This is a genomic window from Pseudoalteromonas sp. TB64 (assembly GCF_000498095.1).
In the GTDB taxonomy this organism is placed as follows: domain Bacteria; phylum Pseudomonadota; class Gammaproteobacteria; order Enterobacterales; family Alteromonadaceae; genus Pseudoalteromonas.
Window position 1 is genome coordinate 1 of record NZ_AUTQ01000133.1, and the last position, 18,840, is coordinate 18,840.

Sequence of the window (18,840 nt, forward strand, 5' to 3'; positions counted from 1 at the left end):
CATAGGTTGGATCTTAAGGAATAAAACTTGAAAACATGCTCTGAATTTGATCTGATAGTAATCGCCAAACCACTATCTATCCCAAAAGCAGAGCATGAATAAATATAATACTGAGTTAAACAAAATAACGAAAGTGCTTAACGATTTTAATATTAACGAAATAGGTAAAACAAGCCGTTTTTGTAGCCGTAAACGAATAATAAAACCTTTCGAATTAGTCATGTCGTTAATAACGGCTCTAGGCGATAAATCGGTAAACACCGTGACAGATTTACATCGTTATTTTGTGAAGTTGACGGAAACTGATGTTCAATATAAACCGTTTCACAATCAACTGAGTAAGCCTGAATTCAGCCAATTGATGAAATCACTGGTCGATGTGGCGTTAAATGAATGGCAGCAACAAATACTCGGCACAGAAGTCACACTGTCAGATTTCAAACGCATCATATTGCAAGACGGAAGTTCGTTCGCAGTGCACGATAGTTTAAAAGATACCTTTAAAGGTCGCTTTACTAAAATAAGTCCTGCGGCAATAGAGGTTCATGTGAGTTGGGATGTGCTTCAAGGTTATCCCGAAGAAATCTCAGTGAGTCCTGATAGCCAAGCTGAATATGATTTTTTACCTGATGCTAAATCGTTAGTCGACACCTTGTTTTTAGCGGATAGAGGTTATTTTAAGTTATCGTATCTTGAATCAATTGATACAGCAGGAGGCTTTTATGTTGTCAGGGCTAAAACCACGGTTAATCCAACCGTAGTAGCTGCTTTTAATCGTCACGGTAACGCGTTAAAACGGTTTTCACAGAAGAAGCAAAAGGACGTTAAAAAGCATATTCGTCGTAGTGTTATTGTCGATATGGATGTGGAAGGTAAAACTAATTATCGATTGATTGCGAGCTGGCCTAGAGGAAAAAGTGAGCCTACTTATTGGGCAACGAACTTAAATCGAGAAAAATTTAGCGCTGAAGCGGTAATAAAGCTCTACAGTCTCAGGTGGCAAATAGAGTTACTGTTTAAAGAATGGAAGTCTTATTGCAACCTGCAAAAATTTAACACCAGAAAAGCGAGCATGATGGAAGGCTTGGTGTGGGCAAGTTTATTGACGTTGTTAGTAAAGAGGCGAATAGGCATGAGTGTTCAACAACTTGCCGGTATTGAGCTATCAACATTTATGGTAGCAAAAAACACCCAAGGTTGGTTTTATCAATTAATGGAGTCGATAACACAAGGCGTGATATCGACACTGAATAAAGCATGGCAAAAAACTATCAGTTTTTTGTCAAAATATGCACGAAGAGCGAACCCAAAAAGAGATAAAGAAAAAGGACGATTAAAATGCGGCCTGAATCCAATTATCTCTTAATGTCTAACCTATGAACTTCTATTAACATAAGCCCCTATTTAGGGGCTTTTTTATTGGCTATTTTTATTTATAACCGTTCTACTTAAACCTATGTTACCCACTGGTAATGCCGATGAATTAGAATTGGTATACCTTATGGTAATATTTTAATCTCAAATTGGTTGATCAAGCTGGTGCAATTGAGTATATTAACCATGACCTTCACATCATGTATACACAAGTATAACAAGTGACACACAATTAAAATTACACTACAACAACCAACGGAGTATTCTAATGTCGTTGAAGTCAGAAAAAAATAATAATTCTATAACAGAAAAGTTCGCTTTAAGTCCAACTGCAAAATGGGTAAGAACAGCTGTTATAGCAAGTATGGCTGGTTCTTGTGCATTTACAGCACAAGCTCAAGAAGCACAAGATAAGACGACAGAAGTCGAACCGGACGTTGAAATAATCAGTGTTACCGGTACACGTAGAACGATTCAAGACCAAATTGCTATAAAGCGAGAGTCAACTACTGTTGTAGACGGACTTTCATCTGAAGACATTGGCGACTTGCCTGCACTGTCTATTGGTGAAGCATTAGAATCAATTACGGGTGCTGCATCTCACCGTGAAAATGGTGGCGCAACAGAAATTACTATTCGTGGTCTTGGACCATTTTTAAGTGCTACTCATATCAATGGTCGTGAAGCGACCAATGGTGGTGGTGACCGTTCAGTTAACTTTTCACAGTTTCCGTCTGAGCTAGTAAAGAAAATAGCAATTTATAAAACACAAGATGCTTCAATGATTGAAGGTGGTGTTGCAGGTGTTATTGCACTTGAAACAGTTACGCCATTAGATTTTGGTAAACAACGTGTTTCAGCTGAAGTTAAATTAAACTACAACCCAGATGAAGGCAATGTAGAGAATTCACTACAAAGCGATGCAGGTTACCGTGGTACGTTTAGTTATGTTGACCAGTTTGAATTCGATAACGGTCAAGCTTTAGGGGTGTCGTTTGGTGTTCAACGCCAAGATATAAGCCAACCAGAAGCTGAATACAGAAGTTCCAGCCCATCAGGCTCATCATTATGGGCATGTATAAACGATCCTAATAACACTAATGAAGGCTTTTACCGTAGTAGTGCCGGTGATTGTGAAGATCAGGTAAGTGGTAGTAACAATCAAGGTTACGATACAGCAATTGATCCAGAAACAGGTGAAGCTGTAAGTGATGGTACTCCTTATGCGTGGACTGGTAGTAGCCGAAGCTACCGTCAAAATGAAACATCTGATGAGCGTGATGCTGTGTTTTTTGCATTACAATTTCAGCCATCAGACTCATGGGATATTAACTTCGATACCCAAATTTCAGATAGAACACAAAAAGAAGCGCGTCACGACTTAATATTTTTACAAAAACGTGCAACACCAGGTGTAACAGGTCCAACACTTGTTACTAATGATGTTGGCGGGATCCTTCATTGGGAAGGTGAAGAGCGAATTGAATCTGCAGGTGAGCAATTCTCACGTGAAGAAAATTATCAAGGTTATGGTTTAAACATTGAGCACAATGTTACCGATCGATTAACAGTTGATCTTGATTTAGCGTACTCAAAAACAGAACGTGAAGAGTTACAAATTTCGAACCGCGGCAGAACCGCAGATCGTAACTTCTTCTCATGGGATATGGGCGATGAGATACCTCATTTCACATTAACAGATTTTGATGTTACTGATATTTCAAACTTTACAGACAGCTTAAGAACACGCCTTGACCGTGAAAATGTACGTGAAAACGTAATAAAATCTGCGCGTTTAGACTTCGACTATGCATTGGAAGGCAATGTATTTACAAGTATAGAAGGTGGTGTAAGAACGTCTGAATTGAGCTTTATTCAGTTTGGTGGTACCCAAGGTAATGGTTCAAGAAATGAATTTACATTAGATTCAGGTACTGACGCGATTAATGTACTTGAAGGGTGTCAAATTGACTTCCCTGAGTCAGGTTTTCTTTCAAGCGTTTCGGATGGCGACATTGTTACTAACATCGACAGCGATGGTAATGTTGTAAGCAGTGGTACAGGCTCTTCTTGGGCAACTTACGATAATGTATGTTTTTCACAAGCTGTTACAGGTTCTAATGTTGATGGTGAGTTTGCTTATCCAGAAGTTGAATACGAAAATGCTGGTACTATCGATGTAACAGAAAAAACTACTTCAGCTTACTTAATGGCTAGTTACGATACAGAAATGTTTGGCAAGTTTATTCGCGGTAACTTTGGTCTTCGAGTTGTTGATACTGATGTAACTTCTATTGGTTTTAGAAGTAATTATAGCGTTAATGTAGACGAAGTTACGGGCGTTGTTGAACTTGTTGAAGGCAACTCTTTAGAAAAAGTAAAAGGAGGAGGTAGTTATACCAAGTACCTTCCTAGCTTTAACTTAGTTGTAGATTATAGTGAAGACATTTTACTTCGCGCGGGTATTTACCGTGGTATGTCACGTGCCGACCCTTCTGATTTAGGTTTCGATCGTGACTTTGTTACTGATGATGAATCGGTTGCACTTTCTCTTTCTGACCTATTAACAGTTGACGGTTCAGGTAACCCTGATACACAACCACTTATGTCATGGAACTACGATGCTGCATTTGAGTGGTATCCAAATGATGATTCAATTTTCGCAATGAGTCTTTATTATAAACAGTTCCAAGGTGGCTTCCAGCAACAAACTGTACTTGAGAATTACGTGATTGGGGGTGAAACAGTTTCTCTTCCTGTTACCAACTCAGTGACTACAGATGATGAAAGTGAAATTTTTGGTCTTGAGGCTTCATTTTCTTATCGTTGGGATAATGGCATCGGTATGAAGTTTGGTTATAACTTTGCAGATACTGATTTCGAGTTTGAAGATAGCTTGTACGGTGATACGTTTGAGACTGATTTAGACGGCAATACTACACAGTTAACTGATGGTATTATTGAGCCTGGTGCAGTTCCTGGTTTTTCTAAGCATGTGTTTAGCAGCCAGTTGTACTACCAAATTGGTGGATTTGATACTGCGGTTATTTACAAATACCGTAGTGAGTATTTCCAACCTTACACAAGCAATGGTACTCGTTTACGTTATGTTGATGCAGTAGGTGTATGGGAAATGCGTGCATCATATAAAATTGATGAGCACTTCAGAATTAAAGCCGAAGCAATTAACTTGTTTAGCGCACCTAAATCACAAGACTTCTTTGTTGAAGGTAACCTAGGCGAAGTGAATGACTACGGTCCTCGTTTATTCTTAGGCTTAAGCTACAAACTTTAATAATATTTAAAATTATTAAAGCAAATCACAAAAAGACGGTTTACCGTCTTTTTGTGATCTTAAATCCTCTTATTTTTATTCCTCAGTAAATTCTAATTAACAGCAAAACAACTTCATTAATGCCATATAAGTTGAACGTCTTCTTTAGCCACGTAATAAATCCAGTTTTAAAATAAATAGCACTCTATTTTGCTTTTTTAGCGAATAAACATAAATTGGTTAACCAATTATATGGCTCTTATTGCGCTGTTTGAATTTTATTCAATACAATTAAAATTATTTTAGTTTAAAAATAATAAACGTGTTTGGCTGTCGTCTTTGTAACTTCTTCCTGAGTTTTAATTTAAAGTATTTATATAACAACGAATTAAAGAATAAAGTTAATGTTTATTAATTAGAATAACGAGCTTTAATTATTTTGGTAATAACATATTGCATAATATTTCACCTAAATAGATTACCAAAAGGTTGACCTTTTAAAGGTTGAGTGTAAATATAAAGTTAAGGTTTTGTAATAATTAAAGGGATTTAATAAAAATAATAAAGTAGCTGGTTACATAGCATTTCACACACACAGGAAAAAAACTATGAGTCACAAGTTATCTAAAATCACACTGGCCGTTTTATCGGCAACAGCACTTAGTATGTCTTTGTCTACACAAGCTCAAGAAACACAAAAAAAAGTGGCAGACGATCTTGAAATTATTGAAGTCTCAGGGATTCGACAATCACTGACAAATGCGCTTGCACAAAAGCGCTCGGCAGACAGTCTCGTTGAAATTATTGAAGCTGTAGATATTGGTAAGTTACCCGATCAAAATCTTGCCGAAGTACTAGAAAATGTCACGGGTATTCAAATCACCCGCGAAGCAGGGGTTGGTACTGGTGTTCAAATCCGTGGTACCAATGCAAATCGCACAGAAGTAAACGGTGTATCAACAGTTGGTTCGGGTTCTGGTCGAAGCGGTATTAGCTTTGAAGATGTTTCTGCCGCTATTATTTCTGGCGTTGAAGTCATTAAGTCACCTGAAGCTAAAACAATTGAAGGCTCAGTAGGCGCAACAATAAATCTTAAAACAATCCGCCCACTGCAATTAAATGAAACACTAGGCTCAATAAGAGTCCAAGGTGAAGATAGCAGCTTATCAACCGATGGTGTTACCCCTCGAGTTTCTGGCGCTTGGGGTGATAACTGGGAACTTGATTCTGGTGGTAAGTTTGGTGTTGTATTTAGTGGTAGTTACAGTGAGCAAGATGTAACCGCATTTCGTCCTCGCGCTGACAGAGATAATTCAGTAGCAGCTGATAGCGGAGCTGCAAGCGCACAATCGTTCGACTTTTTACCGGTTCAATTTTTAATTCAAGATTACGATAATTACGAATACGAGACAAAAAACTTTGCTGGTACGTTTGAATATGCGCCAAACGATAATATGAAGTTTTATTTTGATGCTGTTGTTAATGACCAAGAACGACGCCAAGAAAGCTCAAGAGTACAAGCATCTGGTTTAAGTGATCTCAGAGATGTATCGATACCAAGTGAATTTGAAACAGTTAACTTTGGCTCTCTTGATGGTCAAAACTTAGGAAGCATACAAGCGGCAGTAAGAGGCGTTATTCCAGTAGAAGACGGCGGTGGCGATCCTAACTTACGTTTTTCTAGTGATACAAATTCACGTATCACTGAGAGTAAAATATTTAGAATTGGTGGTGAATGGCAAGGTGATAGACTATTTGCAAGTGTTGAAGCTTCAACATCTCGTGCAGACTCATCTACGCCAAGTTTTAATACAACACTTAACTTTATAAACCCAAATGTTGCGACTAACTCATCAAACGAAAACGGCACTCCATTTGAATATGACTTAACGGGTAATGCACTTACATTTGGCATTGCAACCGGTGAAGCAAATGCACCCACTATGGCTCAGCTACTCGACCCAGCAAATGTTGTTTTACGTGATGTAAACCAAGGGCAAGATGAATCTGAAAATACAGAAGATGCATTTCGCACAGACTTTACTTATTACTTAGATGACGTAATAACGTCAGTCGATTTTGGCTACCGTTACAGTAAAACCAGTAGTGTATCTGATCAGGTTCGCTCAAACGTTGGTTTAAGAAATTTGGCTGATAGCCCGACTGGCGATTTATTTGCTGATATATTAACAGCGGGTCCTGATAACTTTAATGATGCAGATGGACGAGAGCTTTATATTCGTGATTTCTTGCTTATTAACCCTGAGCTTGCTTCTTCTGACCCTGAAGGTGTTTTAGCGGCACTTAATCAAGCAATTGAAGCAAATAATGCAATAACAGGCTCTGATCGCGGTCCAATTAGCTCTCCAACGTCTCTTGTGAATGCCTTTTTTGATATTGAAGAAGAAACTCACGCCTTATACGCACAAGCTAACTTTGAGTACGGCATATTTCGAGGTAACTTTGGTCTGCGTTATTTAGAAACAGACGTAACATCGGTAGGTAACTCAGTTACTCAAGATGGCAGCGGTAATGAGCTAGTAACTCAAGTAACCTCTAAAGGTGATTACGACTTCTTACTGCCACGAATCAATATATCTGCAAACGTAAGCGAAGATGTGATTGTTAGATTGGGTTGGTCAAAAGATATAAGACGCCCTGATTTTGATGATTTATCAACATCAGTTACCTTTGGCACAAGCCCTAATAGCGCAGTATCAATCGGTAATTCTGGATTAGTACCAGAAGAAGTAACGTCTTTTGATGTTTCAACTGATTGGTATTTTGCACCTGCTGCTTTATTAAGTGTAGGGTATTTTCATAAAACCCGTAGCGACTTACACGTTACTCAACAAGTTGACCCGTTTGAAGATCCAAGCACAGGATTTCGCGACACAAGTGGTCCAGAGTGTGAAGGCGGCGGCATATTTAACCCAATTGCAGATATAAATGTATTTGGTCCTGACGCCGGAGTAGGGCTTTGTGTACCAACACAAACAACGATTAATGACTCAGGTGAAACAACACAGCAGGGTTTAGAGCTTGCAGCTCAATATGACTTATCAAGTTTTGAAAAAGAACTAGGGTGGGCATCTGGTTTTGGTATCGTTGCAAACTATACTTACCAAGAGTTCTCTGGTGGAGAATCGTTTGATACTGCAACAAGCCGTGCTAATGCTGTTTTTGCATTAACAACCGGAAATCCTGATGCAGATATAAGTGCTAAACAGTCACTAATCGACCTGTCTGAAAATGCATATAACGTGACCTTTTACTATGAAAAATACGGTTTGTCTGCACGCGCTCGCTATACATGGCGTGAAGGTTATCGCTCAACCGATTTTGGTAGTACATCAAGCTTCCCATGGGGTTTTCCTGTTGTTCAAGAGGACAGAGGACAACTTAATGCCAGCATAAGTTATGATGTGAATGATCAACTAAACATCGGTATAGAAGCAGTTAACTTAACCGAATCAGAAGTTAATCAGTCTTGTGTTAACGAGGGTGCTCTACTTTGTTTCCAAGGTCTTACAGACCGCCGTATAACGTTTGGTGCTAGTTATAGATTTTAAAAGCAGTTACTAAATTTAGATTATAAAGTGTGTTGTCTTTAGAGACGATCAAAAGCAAGCCGTCAGGCTTGCTTTTTTTATTTTTAAATAGATATAGTCTGCGAGTTTCATCTGCTTTTCAGAGAGTGTTTTATCAATAAGTGTTACAAATTCGAAGCCATAGATATCGATGGTATTAAACTAGAGCAACTGTTAATTATGCACCGGACTAAAACCACGGTAGTACCTACAGATGACACGAAATTAGTATCCTAAGTGTTATTGGTGTAATCAGAATTATAACTTACACAATAACGCTTTATGTAGCAGCAATGTCTTGCGACATTGCTGCTCAGTAATAATGATCGTGGTAGTATTAAACAAATACTTTTATTTTTTAACCTTACCTTTAAGAACGTAGATTTCACCATCGAAACTGCCTTGAATTGTTAGTCCTTGGCTCGCCAACTCTTGCAAATATTCAATATGATCTGTAGTGATATGCTGACCCGGTACCAAAAGCGGAATGCCTGGTGGATATGGGGTGACTAAACCTGCGCAAATACGGTTGTTGCTTTTGCTGATTGGCACAGATTCGCGATCGCCATAAAAAGCGTCGCTTGGAATACAAGCCAAGTCGATGGCAGGTAAATTTTCAGGTAAGCGGGCTCTGCGCGTCGATTTCGACAGTTTTACCTTACCTCCATCTAGCTTTTTCAACGCATTGTACAAACGAATTATCTTTGAACGCGTGCCACCAAGCGTAAGTAAAACCAAGATGGTGCTGTGAGTGTATTTCTCTATTTCTAGCCCAATTTCGTCCAGTAAATATTTATGAATATCTTTTAATGAATAAGGTAGCTCACTAATATCAATAAGGATTTTTAATGGGTCGTGACCCATGTTGTCGCCACTAAAATGTGGGAATATTTCCATAAAGTCTTGCTTACCTAGCACTTTAATTTGCTTAAGCGACGCCATCTGTTGTTTAAATTCTTCAACATGATTTAACAGCGCATTGAGCAGTTTATAACCTTCCATCTCTAATTGCTTTTGGCACACGTCAAGAGACGCAATAAGCTGATATTTAGGCGATGTGCTGGCGTAGATACTGTAAATCTCTCGAAAGAAATCAGCATCGAAATCGGGATCGTTAATATGAATATAAGACGCCTGAGAAAACGCCGATACTACTTTATGCGCCGAATGCGTAATGTAGTCAGCCCCAGCATGTATTGCAGAATAATGACGAAAGCTAGGATGAAACAATGAGTATGCAAACCAGGCTTCATCTATAAACACCTTGATACCATGTTGATGAGCATAATCTACCACTTGTTTCAGGTCGCTAAGCAGGCCATCGTAAGTACAACCGGTAAGCACTAGTAATTTAGCATCAGTATTGTTTTCAATTGCCAACTTGATGTCGGCCAACGACGGTGGCGCGAAAATTCCATATTTTGGATTTAAAATACTCGCCAAATAAATGGGGTAACTAGCTGATTGCAAGATGCCATAGTGTACTGACTTATGGCAATTACGGTCGACAATTACTTTATCTCCCTTGCGCAGCAGTGTCTGCAAGATGATCTTATTTGAGGTAGACGAACCGTTTGTAACAAAGTAGGTGTGCTTAACTTCAAACGTCGCCGCTGCTGATTCTTGAGCGCGGCCAATAGTATTGGTGCTGTCTGACAATGAACCCAACGAGTCTACCGAAACCGACAGGTCGCCAACAAATACATTGCGGCCATAAAACTGATAAAAATCTTTGATATAAGGGGAGTTTCTAAAGCTAGAGCCACCGCTATGACCCGGTGTGTGCCAAGAGTCGTTTGCTTCGCCAACATAACGACGATACGCCGTCCAAAATGGCGTTTCTGAACGGTCGTCAAAATCGTTAATCATATAACCTAAAATAGCTTCTGGGTCAGAAATTACCTCATCTTTAAAAAAGAAGGATTCGATTTCTTCCGATTCGTTAACGATCTCCAGCCCTTTGGTGTCGTCGCCGATAACATAAACCGGCAACTCAAGGCGAATTGCCTTTAACTCTTCAATAAAGCGGCTATACATCCGCTCACCCACTTTGTTGTGCATATCCCAGCTGAGAATCACAGCTTGAATATCACCATCTTCCTCTACACATTCCAGCGCGTGCTTTAGCTCGAGGCACTCAATAATATCGATATGAATATCATCTCGCTCAAAGTTAGGAATGGTCTTTGACAGATTCGTTGAAAGACCTTGTAAAGTGGCTGGGTCTTGCTCAATTATCAAGATACGAAGTAGAGGTAACATAGAGGGTTTCGCAATATAATTTTATAATGCTCATTAGCATAACCAAAGGAGTGAGACTTGTGAAATTAATACTTTGATAATTGTACAATTTAATTGACCACTATGGTGGTGTGGGGGCTAGAGAACAGACACCTCTTGCTGTCTGATTATAAGCAAAACCACTTTATTCGCATATTTTTTCAATCGCTTTGTATGCAACTACAAAATCTGCTGAAATTACTACCTTCTTAAGCCGTTTTCCCTTGCTTATGTAAGACCAAAATACGTAATTACCATCTTCATACATGCTAGTTGCATATATAGCTAACAGCTCCACCAAATAGAATACTTAGAGCTACATAAATGAGTGTTTCATAATTATCTTCTAAGCCATATCAACAAATATAGGGGGCATGGATGACCAGCTAAATAATAGTTTGGCATCATCTTCACTGAAACAAACGTAATCATGAGATCCTAATGACTCAATGTCTACGAGTTTTAAAAAGGATGTGACACCTACAGTATCTGATTGATGAATCACTTTATCATCGCTCTATCCGGCAGCCCAGTAAGCTATGGGAAGTCCATAAGGATCCCAGCCACTACTTCACGACATGATAGATAATAAAGCCCAATATTAACTTGAAAATTTAAGGCTATTGAACTTAAGCTTAAACTTCGCCTATATAATCCGCTTTTTAGTTTTTTATCATTGTTTTTTTTGCTTATCACAGTTGATTTATATACTATCTCGCCACAACTAAAGTATTGCTTTATTTTAGTTGTGGATGGCGAAAGGGAACGTAAAGATTTTATGGATAAAAGCCGAGCAGTACTACCAAATCCCCACTGTTAATTTTATACCTCTTTATAATTCTTTCTATCGCCATTAATGCGTGTTTTCTGCTTTGAGGTTTCAAAGTAGTTGTCTATTTAATTACGAGAGTACAAAAGATAAATCATATGGATATACTAGAAAGTTTACTACGCGGTTTTGATACAAGCGTTGTTAGTGGTGTTGTTTTAATTTTAATGCTTTTTGTTTTTGGTTTAGGTTTGTTTTACACCAAAAAAGCTAAACAAATTGAGTTTGTTCAGTTTGTTCCAACACTATTAACTACTATGGGTATTTTTGGTACTTTCTTAGGTATAGTTCTTGGTTTATTAGAATTTAACCAAAGTGACATAGAAGCCAGTATTCCGTTGTTGCTCGCGGGTTTAAAAACGGCATTTATTACAAGTTTAGCGGGTATATTTTTATCTTTAGTGTTTAAAACACTGTCTACGTTTTCGTTTTTAAAACCTAAGCAACTAGAAGATAGCATTTCTCATGCAACACCTGAGGCGATATTAGGTGCTATGCAAGCGCAGGTTGCAGAAACAAAAGTTTTAAAAGAGGCGATTGTTGGTAATGAAGAGTCAACACTGTTTGGGCAATTAAAAATATTACGTGGTGATATTAATGATAATGCAAAAACATCGATAAATATTGCCCAAGAACAAGCTGTAAAACAACAAGAGAACTTTGAGGCGTTTAGTGAAAAGCTATGGCTTAAACTACAAGACTTTGCAGATACTTTATCAAAGTCAGCTACAGAGCAAGTTATTGAAGCACTAAAACAGGTGATTAGTGATTTTAATAACAACTTAACAGAGCAGTTTGGTGATAACTTTAAACAATTAAATGAAGCGGTAATTAAATTAGTTGAATGGCAAGAAAACTATAAAGTTCAGCTTAAAGAAATGAGTGACCAATATGCTCATGGTGTTGCTTCTATTTCTGCAACTGAATCATCTGTTGCTCATATTAGTGAGCAAAGCCAAATAATTCCTCAATCGATGGGTGAATTAAAAGGTGTTATGGAAGTTAATCAACATCAATTAGCTGAGCTTGAACGCCACTTAGAGGCCTTTAAAGATATGCGCGATAAAGCTGTTGAAGCCGTCCCGCAAATTCAAAAACAAGTTGAAGCTACAGTGAACGATATATCGGCTGCTGTAACAACAGCGAGTGACCATTATAAAACCCTTCTTACGCAATCAGACGATTACATAAAAGCTCACGTTCAGACATCTAATGATTTATTAGACAAGTTTGCTTATGAAACAGAGAAAGGCATCAATAGTGTTGGCGATCGCTTGATAGAAAGCTCGGATAAGATTGGTAAAGAAATCCAAACTGCAGGTAATGAGTTTACAGATAATACAGCTCGAACTAACGAAAGCTTAAAAACAACATCGGATCATTTACAGTCGCAAACTGAAGTAATTAAGCAGCACTTACAAGATACAGTGACTGACCTAAATAACAATATGCGAGACATGATTGAAAAATTAGTGGATGACGCTAAAGACATTACTTCAACTATGAAGCAAGCTAATCAAAACCTTGTAACAGATACAGAGCAGGTGCGTGACACTGTAGTTAAGTCAGCTGAAAAACTTCAGCAACGCCTTAATGAAGTTATTGACGATGCAGCTACACAGCAAATTAACCAAGCTAAACGTACCTTTGATGCAATGGAAAATGAGGTTAAAAAGCAGGTTGGTATGACTGGCGAAGCCGTAGACTCACAACTAAAACTTATTGATACTGCGATGCAGCAAGAAGTAAACCGTGTAATGAACGAAATGGGTAAAGCACTTGCACAGGTAAGCGGTAAATTTGTTGATGATTACATTAAGCTAACTAAAGCTATGAATGAAGTTGTAAGTCAGCGAGTAATGTAATGGAAAAGATATTTGGCTCTCAAAACACCTCTCAAGATAGTGGTGACCATTGGTTAACTGTATCAGATTTGATGGCTGGTCTAATGGTTGTATTCTTGTTTATAGCTATCGTTTTTATGATGATAACTCAAAAAGAAAACGATAAGATTAAAGATGTTGCTGTTGCTTATCAACAAAACCAAGTTGCTATTTATGAAGCTTTAGAAAGCGAATTTAAAAGAGACCTTGGTAAGTGGGGAGCAACAATAGACAAAGAAACACTAGCGTTTAACTTCCAATCTCCAGATGTTTTATTTGCTAATAATGAAACTAGATTAAGTGACGCATATAAAGAAATATTAAACGACTTTTTCCCTCGATATATCAACGTGCTTGCCCCGTTCAGAGACTCTTTAGATGAAATTCGTATTGAGGGTCATACCTCAAGTGTTGGTTTAAGAGGTTCAACAGAGGCTAAAGCATATTTTTATAATATGCGTTTATCTCAGGGGCGAACTCGTTCTGTATTAGAGTATGGTTATGCTCTTATGCCTAATGAGGCTGATTGGATTAAAGCTAATATTGCTGCAGTTGGTTTTTCATCTTCACGCTTGATTAAAGAGAATGGTGTGGAAGATGCAGCAAGGTCAAGGCGTGTATCTTTTAGGGCAATTACCAATGCTGATATTCAAATAAAACGGATACTGGAGGCGCAGTAATGAAACTAACCGTTGATTTTAGTGCGTTACATAGAGCGGTAGCACCCTTAGGGCAAGTAGTAACAGACTTTTCTATCACTAGTGATGCTTCTGAACTCGAAAGCATTGGCAGTCACCTTAATCAAGGGATGATCTTAGGGAAAGATATACAGTTAGATGAAATTGATGGGTCAAACGGTGTCTTAAATTATGATGGTCATCAAGTTATGCTTTATATACCTGATCAAGGTGGTAACATCTCAAGTGTTTTACAAGATGGGAAGCAAAAGGGAGCAAGAAGAGTACATGTTGCTGAATGTAAAACAATAATCGGAATGCGAGAAAGAGGACGATTTAATGATCGCTACGACGTGATTAGTCGTGTTGATGGTTTTTTTCCTGTTTTTGGGGGCGATTATCATTCTCGCAAAGAGCTTAAAGGCGACGCTGACTTAGCTGTTTGTCAAAACTGTTTAGTTTTACTAAATCATAATAACTTTTCCCAGTTAGGATGGAGTGAAAAAAATCAGTTAATAAATTCGTTTTCATATTCAAAATTCTTTGAGGCATATAGCTCATATTTTAAATCTCTACCGCAAAGTACTGCTGGTTTTAGAGCTGGAAACTATACTTCGGATTGGTCGTCAATTTCATCTAAGTTGAGAAGCGATTTAGATTATTGCTGTGAACAATGTGGAGTTGATCTAAAGTCTGAAAAAAAATTACTCCATACTCATCATATTAATGGTAATAAAGCTAATAACCAACGAGATAATTTGAGAGTACTCTGTGTTGATTGTCATAAAAAGCAACCACACCATGCTCATATAAATGTAAGTAACTCTGATGTTCTTAAGATTAACCAATTAAGACGAGAGCAGCACAAGTTTGACGTGTTTAATTACGATAACCTTCGCGAATATGCTGATACAGCATTGGATGGCCTTTTACAAAAATGCCAATCTACTAGATTACCTGGTGCTGAGCTAGGGATTGTTATCCAAGATAAAGAAACATTTGTGTCAATAGATCTTTGCTGGCCAAGGCGTAAAGTAGCGGTGCTTATTAATATGAGTAATTCTAATATATTAAGAAGACATGGTTGGACTGTATTTACTGCATTCGACGCCTTAAATAACTTTGAAAACTTTCAGCGCCAAATTAGATAAAGATTTAATCTTGAAGGATTAATTTAAATGTTCAAAAGAGGGATAAATTAGACATACATCCTAAGTTTTGTACTTTTATAAACAAAGTACTACCACTGTATTTTACGTTGAGTTCGGTATGTTTTTTATGTGGAGAAGAGTATATTACTAGTCAACCTTACGAGCATCATACAGGCTGAGTGACAAGCAGCTCATGCTGGCAAAGGCTTCTGTATTGATGTATGCGCCTCTCCGTTATGAGCAACTACATCTATTTGGTCTTATATGTTGATGATAAAAAAGCGAATCGATTAAATGACAAAGCGATTGTTATTCGCTGGCATAAACTTTGTAAAGGTACCGTACTAACGCAAAAATACATAGAAGGTGAGAAGCTAAGTAAAGCTGAACTTATCTTTTTTAATCAAGCAGTAAAATAATACAGGGATTCGTTAGGGCCAAATTTTGACTCCAAGTATCATAATTATTAACCGCTCACAATTTGCTCTAAAGAGATCTAGGGCTATTCTATTTTATCTTTAAACTCACACAAGTCTTCAATAATACAGCTGCCACACTTAGGTTTACGTGCAACGCAGGTGTAACGTCCGTGGAGTATTAGCCAATGATGCACGTCTACTTTAAATTCAGCAGGCACTACTTTTTCAAGCTTTTGTTCTACAGCCACAACATCTTTACCCATGGCAAGCTTAGTGCGGTTAGAAACACGAAAAATATGCGTGTCTACCGCTATTACAGGCCAGCCAAAAGCGGTATTTAACACTACGTTTGCTGTTTTTCTGCCAACGCCAGGTAGGGCTTCTAACGCTTCACGATTTTCTGGCACTATGCTGTTATGTTCATCAACTAATATTTGGCACATTTTATAAACGTTTGCAGCTTTAGAATTAAATAAGCCGATGGTTTTTATATAATCACGCAGTGTATCGTGACCTATATCTAAAATGGCTTGTGGTGTATTAGCAACAGGGAACAACTTTCGAGTGGCTTTGTTCACGCCTACATCGGTTGCTTGCGCTGAGAGTGTTACTGCTACTAGTAACTCAAACGGGCTTGAATATTCAAGCTCAGTAACTGGGTGTGGATTATCGTCGCGCAGGCGCGACAGTATTTGGTGACGTTTTTCTTTATTCATGCAACTTAAAACGCATTAGCTTTTACTAAGCTAATGCGTTTTCCCCTTAAGTTAAGCTAGTAACACGTGCACGAGGACCTTTTTCAGCCTCTGGTGGTGCAACTTGCTTTGATTTTATTTGCGCGTCAATTACGTTTTTACCGGCAATAAGCAATCCAAGACCTAAAAATGCTCCTGGTGGTAAAATGGCGAGTAAAAACTGATTATCAAAGTTAAATACTTCAATGCGTAAGCTTTGTGCCCACGGACCTAATAATAAATCGGCGCTATCAAATAAAGTTCCTTGACCAATTAGCTCTCGCATTGCGCCTAAAACGACAAGCACAATCATAAAGCCTAACCCCATCATTAAGCCATCAAAGGCAGATAAGTGAACTGGATTTTTAGAGGCGTATGCTTCAGCACGACCAATAATGGCGCAGTTAGTAACGATAAGTGGAATAAAAATACCTAATGACTGATACAGCCCATACGTATAGGCGTTCATTAGCAGCTGCACTATGGTTACAAAGCCTGCGATGATCATTACAAATACAGGGATACGAATATCTTTAGGTACCCAGTTACGTACTATTGAAACACTAACGTTTGAACCGACTAAAACAAGTAGCGTAGCTAGCCCTAAACCTAGTGCGTTTGTAATTGTCGATGTAACAGCTAATAATGGGCAAAGACCTAAAAGCTGAACTAGGGCAGGGTTATTTACCCATACACCTTCTTTATACAGTGTTTTTAATTCACTCATTAGTTACCTCTAAACATTCAGCGTTAGGTGCTGCAAAAATAGCGTCAAATTCACTTTGAGCAAACAGTACTGCTTTTTTTACTGAGCCAACCACGGCACGAGGGGTAATAGTTGCCCCTGTAAACTGGTCAAATTGACCACCGTCTTTTTTAACAGCCCAGCGAGCATCGTCTTCGCTTTGTACTGTTAAGTTTTTAAAAGTCGTGATCCAAAGTGATTTTTTAACTTCTACTTTATCGCCCAAGCCAGGTGTTTCTTCATGTTTAGTGGTTCGTACACCGGCAATACTGCCATCTCTTAAAACGGCGGTTAATAAACTAATATCACCACTGTAACCATTTGGCGTAACATGCCTTACAACTAGGGCAACCGGTTTATTATTTTTGCGGGCACGATAAATTATCTGATCACCATTAGGACCGAGTCGTTCATCAGAAATAATAACGCAATCTTTTGATAGTTCATTATCGTAAGTACTAGGGTCGAGCACTTCTTGCAATTGAGAAGTAAGGTGAAGCTGTTCCTGCTCGGCAATTTTATCCGCTGTAAGCGCATTTATAGAGGCAACTAATCCAGTTGTAACTAAAGCAAAAGCCGTTAAAATAGCGCCGTTTTTAGCCATTGACGAAATAATCATTTTACTGCTCCGTGACCATAAGTACGTGGCTGCGTGTAGTAATCAATAAGAGGTACCGCAATGTTAATCAGTAACACTGCAAAAGCTACCGCATCAGGAAAACCGCCAAAGGTACGAATTAAGTAGATTAATAAACCTATAAGTGCGCCGTAAATTAAACGCCCTTTATTAGTGGTTGCNCTGCCGATACTGGATCGGTTGCTATAAAAAATGCACCCATCATGGTGGCACCACTTAATAAGTGAAATAAAGTGCCAGGCTCAGTTCCTGGTGCTGCAATATAACCAATAGCACTACACACAGCTAAACTTGCAATAAAGCTTACTGGGATATGCCAGTTAATTACTTTTTCTTTCAGTAGGTATAAACCACCCGCTAAAAAGCCTAAATTAACCCACATCCAACCAAGACCAGCCCATTCATTAAATATTGGTTTTTGCATGCTTTCAGTAACAGTTAAACCATGTCCAACATCAGTTTTAATTGTATCTAGAGGTGTAGCCATTGTAACGCCGTCAATACCGGTACGAACTTGATCTAAACTGTAACCAATAGAGGTAAAATCGGTGAATACAAGGCGCAGCTGATCGGTAAATCCAATTGAATTATTCAATAAATCAGATACGGGCAACCATGAAGTCATTTGCACCGGAAATGAAACTAGTAACAGCACATAAGCAGCCATTGCGGGGTTAAATAAATTAAACCCTAAGCCACCGTATAATTGTTTAACGATAACAATGGAAAATAAACAACCAATAATAATAATCCACCACGGCGCTAAGGGCGGAATACTCAATGCTAGCAATACGGCTGTAAGCCAAGCACTACCATCACTTAAAGCAGGCCAAACAGGGCGCTTTCGCATCAGCATTATAGCGGCTTCAAAAACACTGACGGCAACAAGTGCAATCACTAGTTGGATAAGTACACCGGTGCCAAAAAAAACAACTTGAGCAATGAGCCCAGGAATACACGCGGCAATAACGGTAAGCATTAATCGCGTTAACGATTTATGACTGTGATTATGCGGCGAACTGGCCATGGTTAATTTCATGACTTATCATTTCCTTCTTTTTGTAACTTTTTGGCTTTTGCTCGGGCAATAGCGGCAGCAACGGCTGCTTTTTTCTTATCGTCGCTTGATTGAGATACTTCAGCTTCAACAGAGCTAGATGAATTTTCGATTTTATCTGGTGTGCTTGGTGCATCAGCGTCTTCTAGTGCTTTTGCCGCTTTTTTAGCTTTAGCACGTGCAATGGCAG

At 38.5% G+C, this 18,840-nt stretch carries 12 protein-coding genes and 1 pseudogene; 7 read left to right on the forward strand and 6 right to left on the reverse strand.

Annotated features, from left to right (window positions below; genetic code table 11):
• Nucleotides 1–94: 94 nt before the first annotated feature.
• The 3 genes from L647_RS0110385 to L647_RS0110395 all read left to right on the forward strand — a co-directional run bounded on the left by L647_RS0110385 (nucleotide 95) and on the right by L647_RS0110395 (nucleotide 8,220).
• Nucleotides 95–1,366 carry an IS4 family transposase gene (locus L647_RS0110385; protein WP_024610808.1) on the forward strand — a complete coding sequence of 424 codons (1,272 nt, stop codon included), beginning with the start codon at nucleotides 95–97 and terminating at the stop codon, nucleotides 1,364–1,366.
• Between the two features lie 276 nt (nucleotides 1,367–1,642).
• Nucleotides 1,643–4,669 (forward strand): TonB-dependent receptor, encoded by a 3,027-nt coding sequence (locus L647_RS0110390; RefSeq protein WP_024611062.1) that lies wholly within the window; start codon nucleotides 1,643–1,645, stop codon nucleotides 4,667–4,669.
• Nucleotides 4,670–5,256: 587 nt separating this feature from the next.
• Nucleotides 5,257–8,220, forward strand: a complete 2,964-nt coding sequence (locus L647_RS0110395) for a TonB-dependent receptor (RefSeq protein WP_024611063.1) — start codon at nucleotides 5,257–5,259, stop codon at nucleotides 8,218–8,220.
• Nucleotides 8,221–8,589: 369 nt separating this feature from the next.
• Here the strand turns inward: L647_RS0110395 and L647_RS0110400 are convergent, their stop codons facing one another.
• Nucleotides 8,590–10,500: an aminotransferase class V-fold PLP-dependent enzyme gene (locus L647_RS0110400; RefSeq protein WP_024611064.1), complete on the reverse strand. Its 1,911-nt coding sequence runs from the start codon at nucleotides 10,498–10,500 to the stop codon at nucleotides 8,590–8,592.
• Between the two features lie 945 nt (nucleotides 10,501–11,445).
• On the opposite strand from L647_RS0110400, the gene L647_RS0110410 reads away from it, so the two are divergent.
• The 4 genes from L647_RS0110410 (at nucleotide 11,446) to L647_RS1000000126385 (ending at nucleotide 15,477) form a co-directional block, all read left to right on the forward strand.
• On the forward strand, nucleotides 11,446–13,212 hold the full coding sequence (locus L647_RS0110410) for a hypothetical protein (RefSeq protein WP_024611065.1): 1,767 nt from the start codon (nucleotides 11,446–11,448) through the stop codon (nucleotides 13,210–13,212).
• The gene (locus L647_RS0110415; RefSeq protein ID WP_024611066.1) at nucleotides 13,212–13,910 is read left to right on the forward strand and encodes an OmpA family protein; all 699 of its coding nucleotides are present in this window, start codon (nucleotides 13,212–13,214) and stop codon (nucleotides 13,908–13,910) included. The genes L647_RS0110410 and L647_RS0110415 overlap by 1 nt, the downstream gene beginning before the upstream one ends.
• Nucleotides 13,910–15,058 (forward strand): HNH endonuclease, encoded by a 1,149-nt coding sequence (locus L647_RS0110420; protein WP_024611067.1) that lies wholly within the window; start codon nucleotides 13,910–13,912, stop codon nucleotides 15,056–15,058. Before L647_RS0110415 ends, L647_RS0110420 begins: the two co-directional genes overlap by 1 nt.
• A 236-nt stretch (nucleotides 15,059–15,294) precedes the next feature.
• On the forward strand, nucleotides 15,295–15,477 hold the full coding sequence (locus L647_RS1000000126385) for a hypothetical protein (protein WP_024611068.1): 183 nt from the start codon (nucleotides 15,295–15,297) through the stop codon (nucleotides 15,475–15,477).
• 83 nt (nucleotides 15,478–15,560) lie between these two features.
• On the opposite strand, the gene nth is transcribed toward L647_RS1000000126385, so the two are convergent.
• From nth to L647_RS01000000124030, 5 genes and pseudogenes are all read right to left on the reverse strand, one after another.
• Nucleotides 15,561–16,193: an endonuclease III gene (gene nth / locus L647_RS0110430; protein WP_024611069.1), complete on the reverse strand. Its 633-nt coding sequence runs from the start codon at nucleotides 16,191–16,193 to the stop codon at nucleotides 15,561–15,563.
• Nucleotides 16,194–16,239: 46 nt separating this feature from the next.
• A complete protein-coding gene (locus L647_RS0110435) occupies nucleotides 16,240–16,938 on the reverse strand; it encodes an electron transport complex subunit E (protein ID WP_024611070.1) in 699 nt (232 codons plus the stop codon).
• Nucleotides 16,931–17,575, reverse strand: a complete 645-nt coding sequence (rsxG, locus tag L647_RS0110440) for an electron transport complex subunit RsxG (RefSeq protein WP_024611071.1) — start codon at nucleotides 17,573–17,575, stop codon at nucleotides 16,931–16,933. The genes L647_RS0110435 and rsxG overlap by 8 nt, the downstream gene beginning before the upstream one ends.
• Nucleotides 17,572–18,632: pseudogene (gene rsxD, locus L647_RS01000000124025) on the reverse strand (electron transport complex subunit RsxD). The gene rsxG and the pseudogene rsxD overlap by 4 nt, the downstream one beginning before the upstream one ends.
• A partial coding sequence (locus L647_RS01000000124030) for a hypothetical protein (protein ID WP_033024378.1) occupies nucleotides 18,629–18,840 on the reverse strand: 212 nt, incomplete at its 5' end. The gene L647_RS01000000124030 and the pseudogene rsxD, both read right to left, overlap by 4 nt.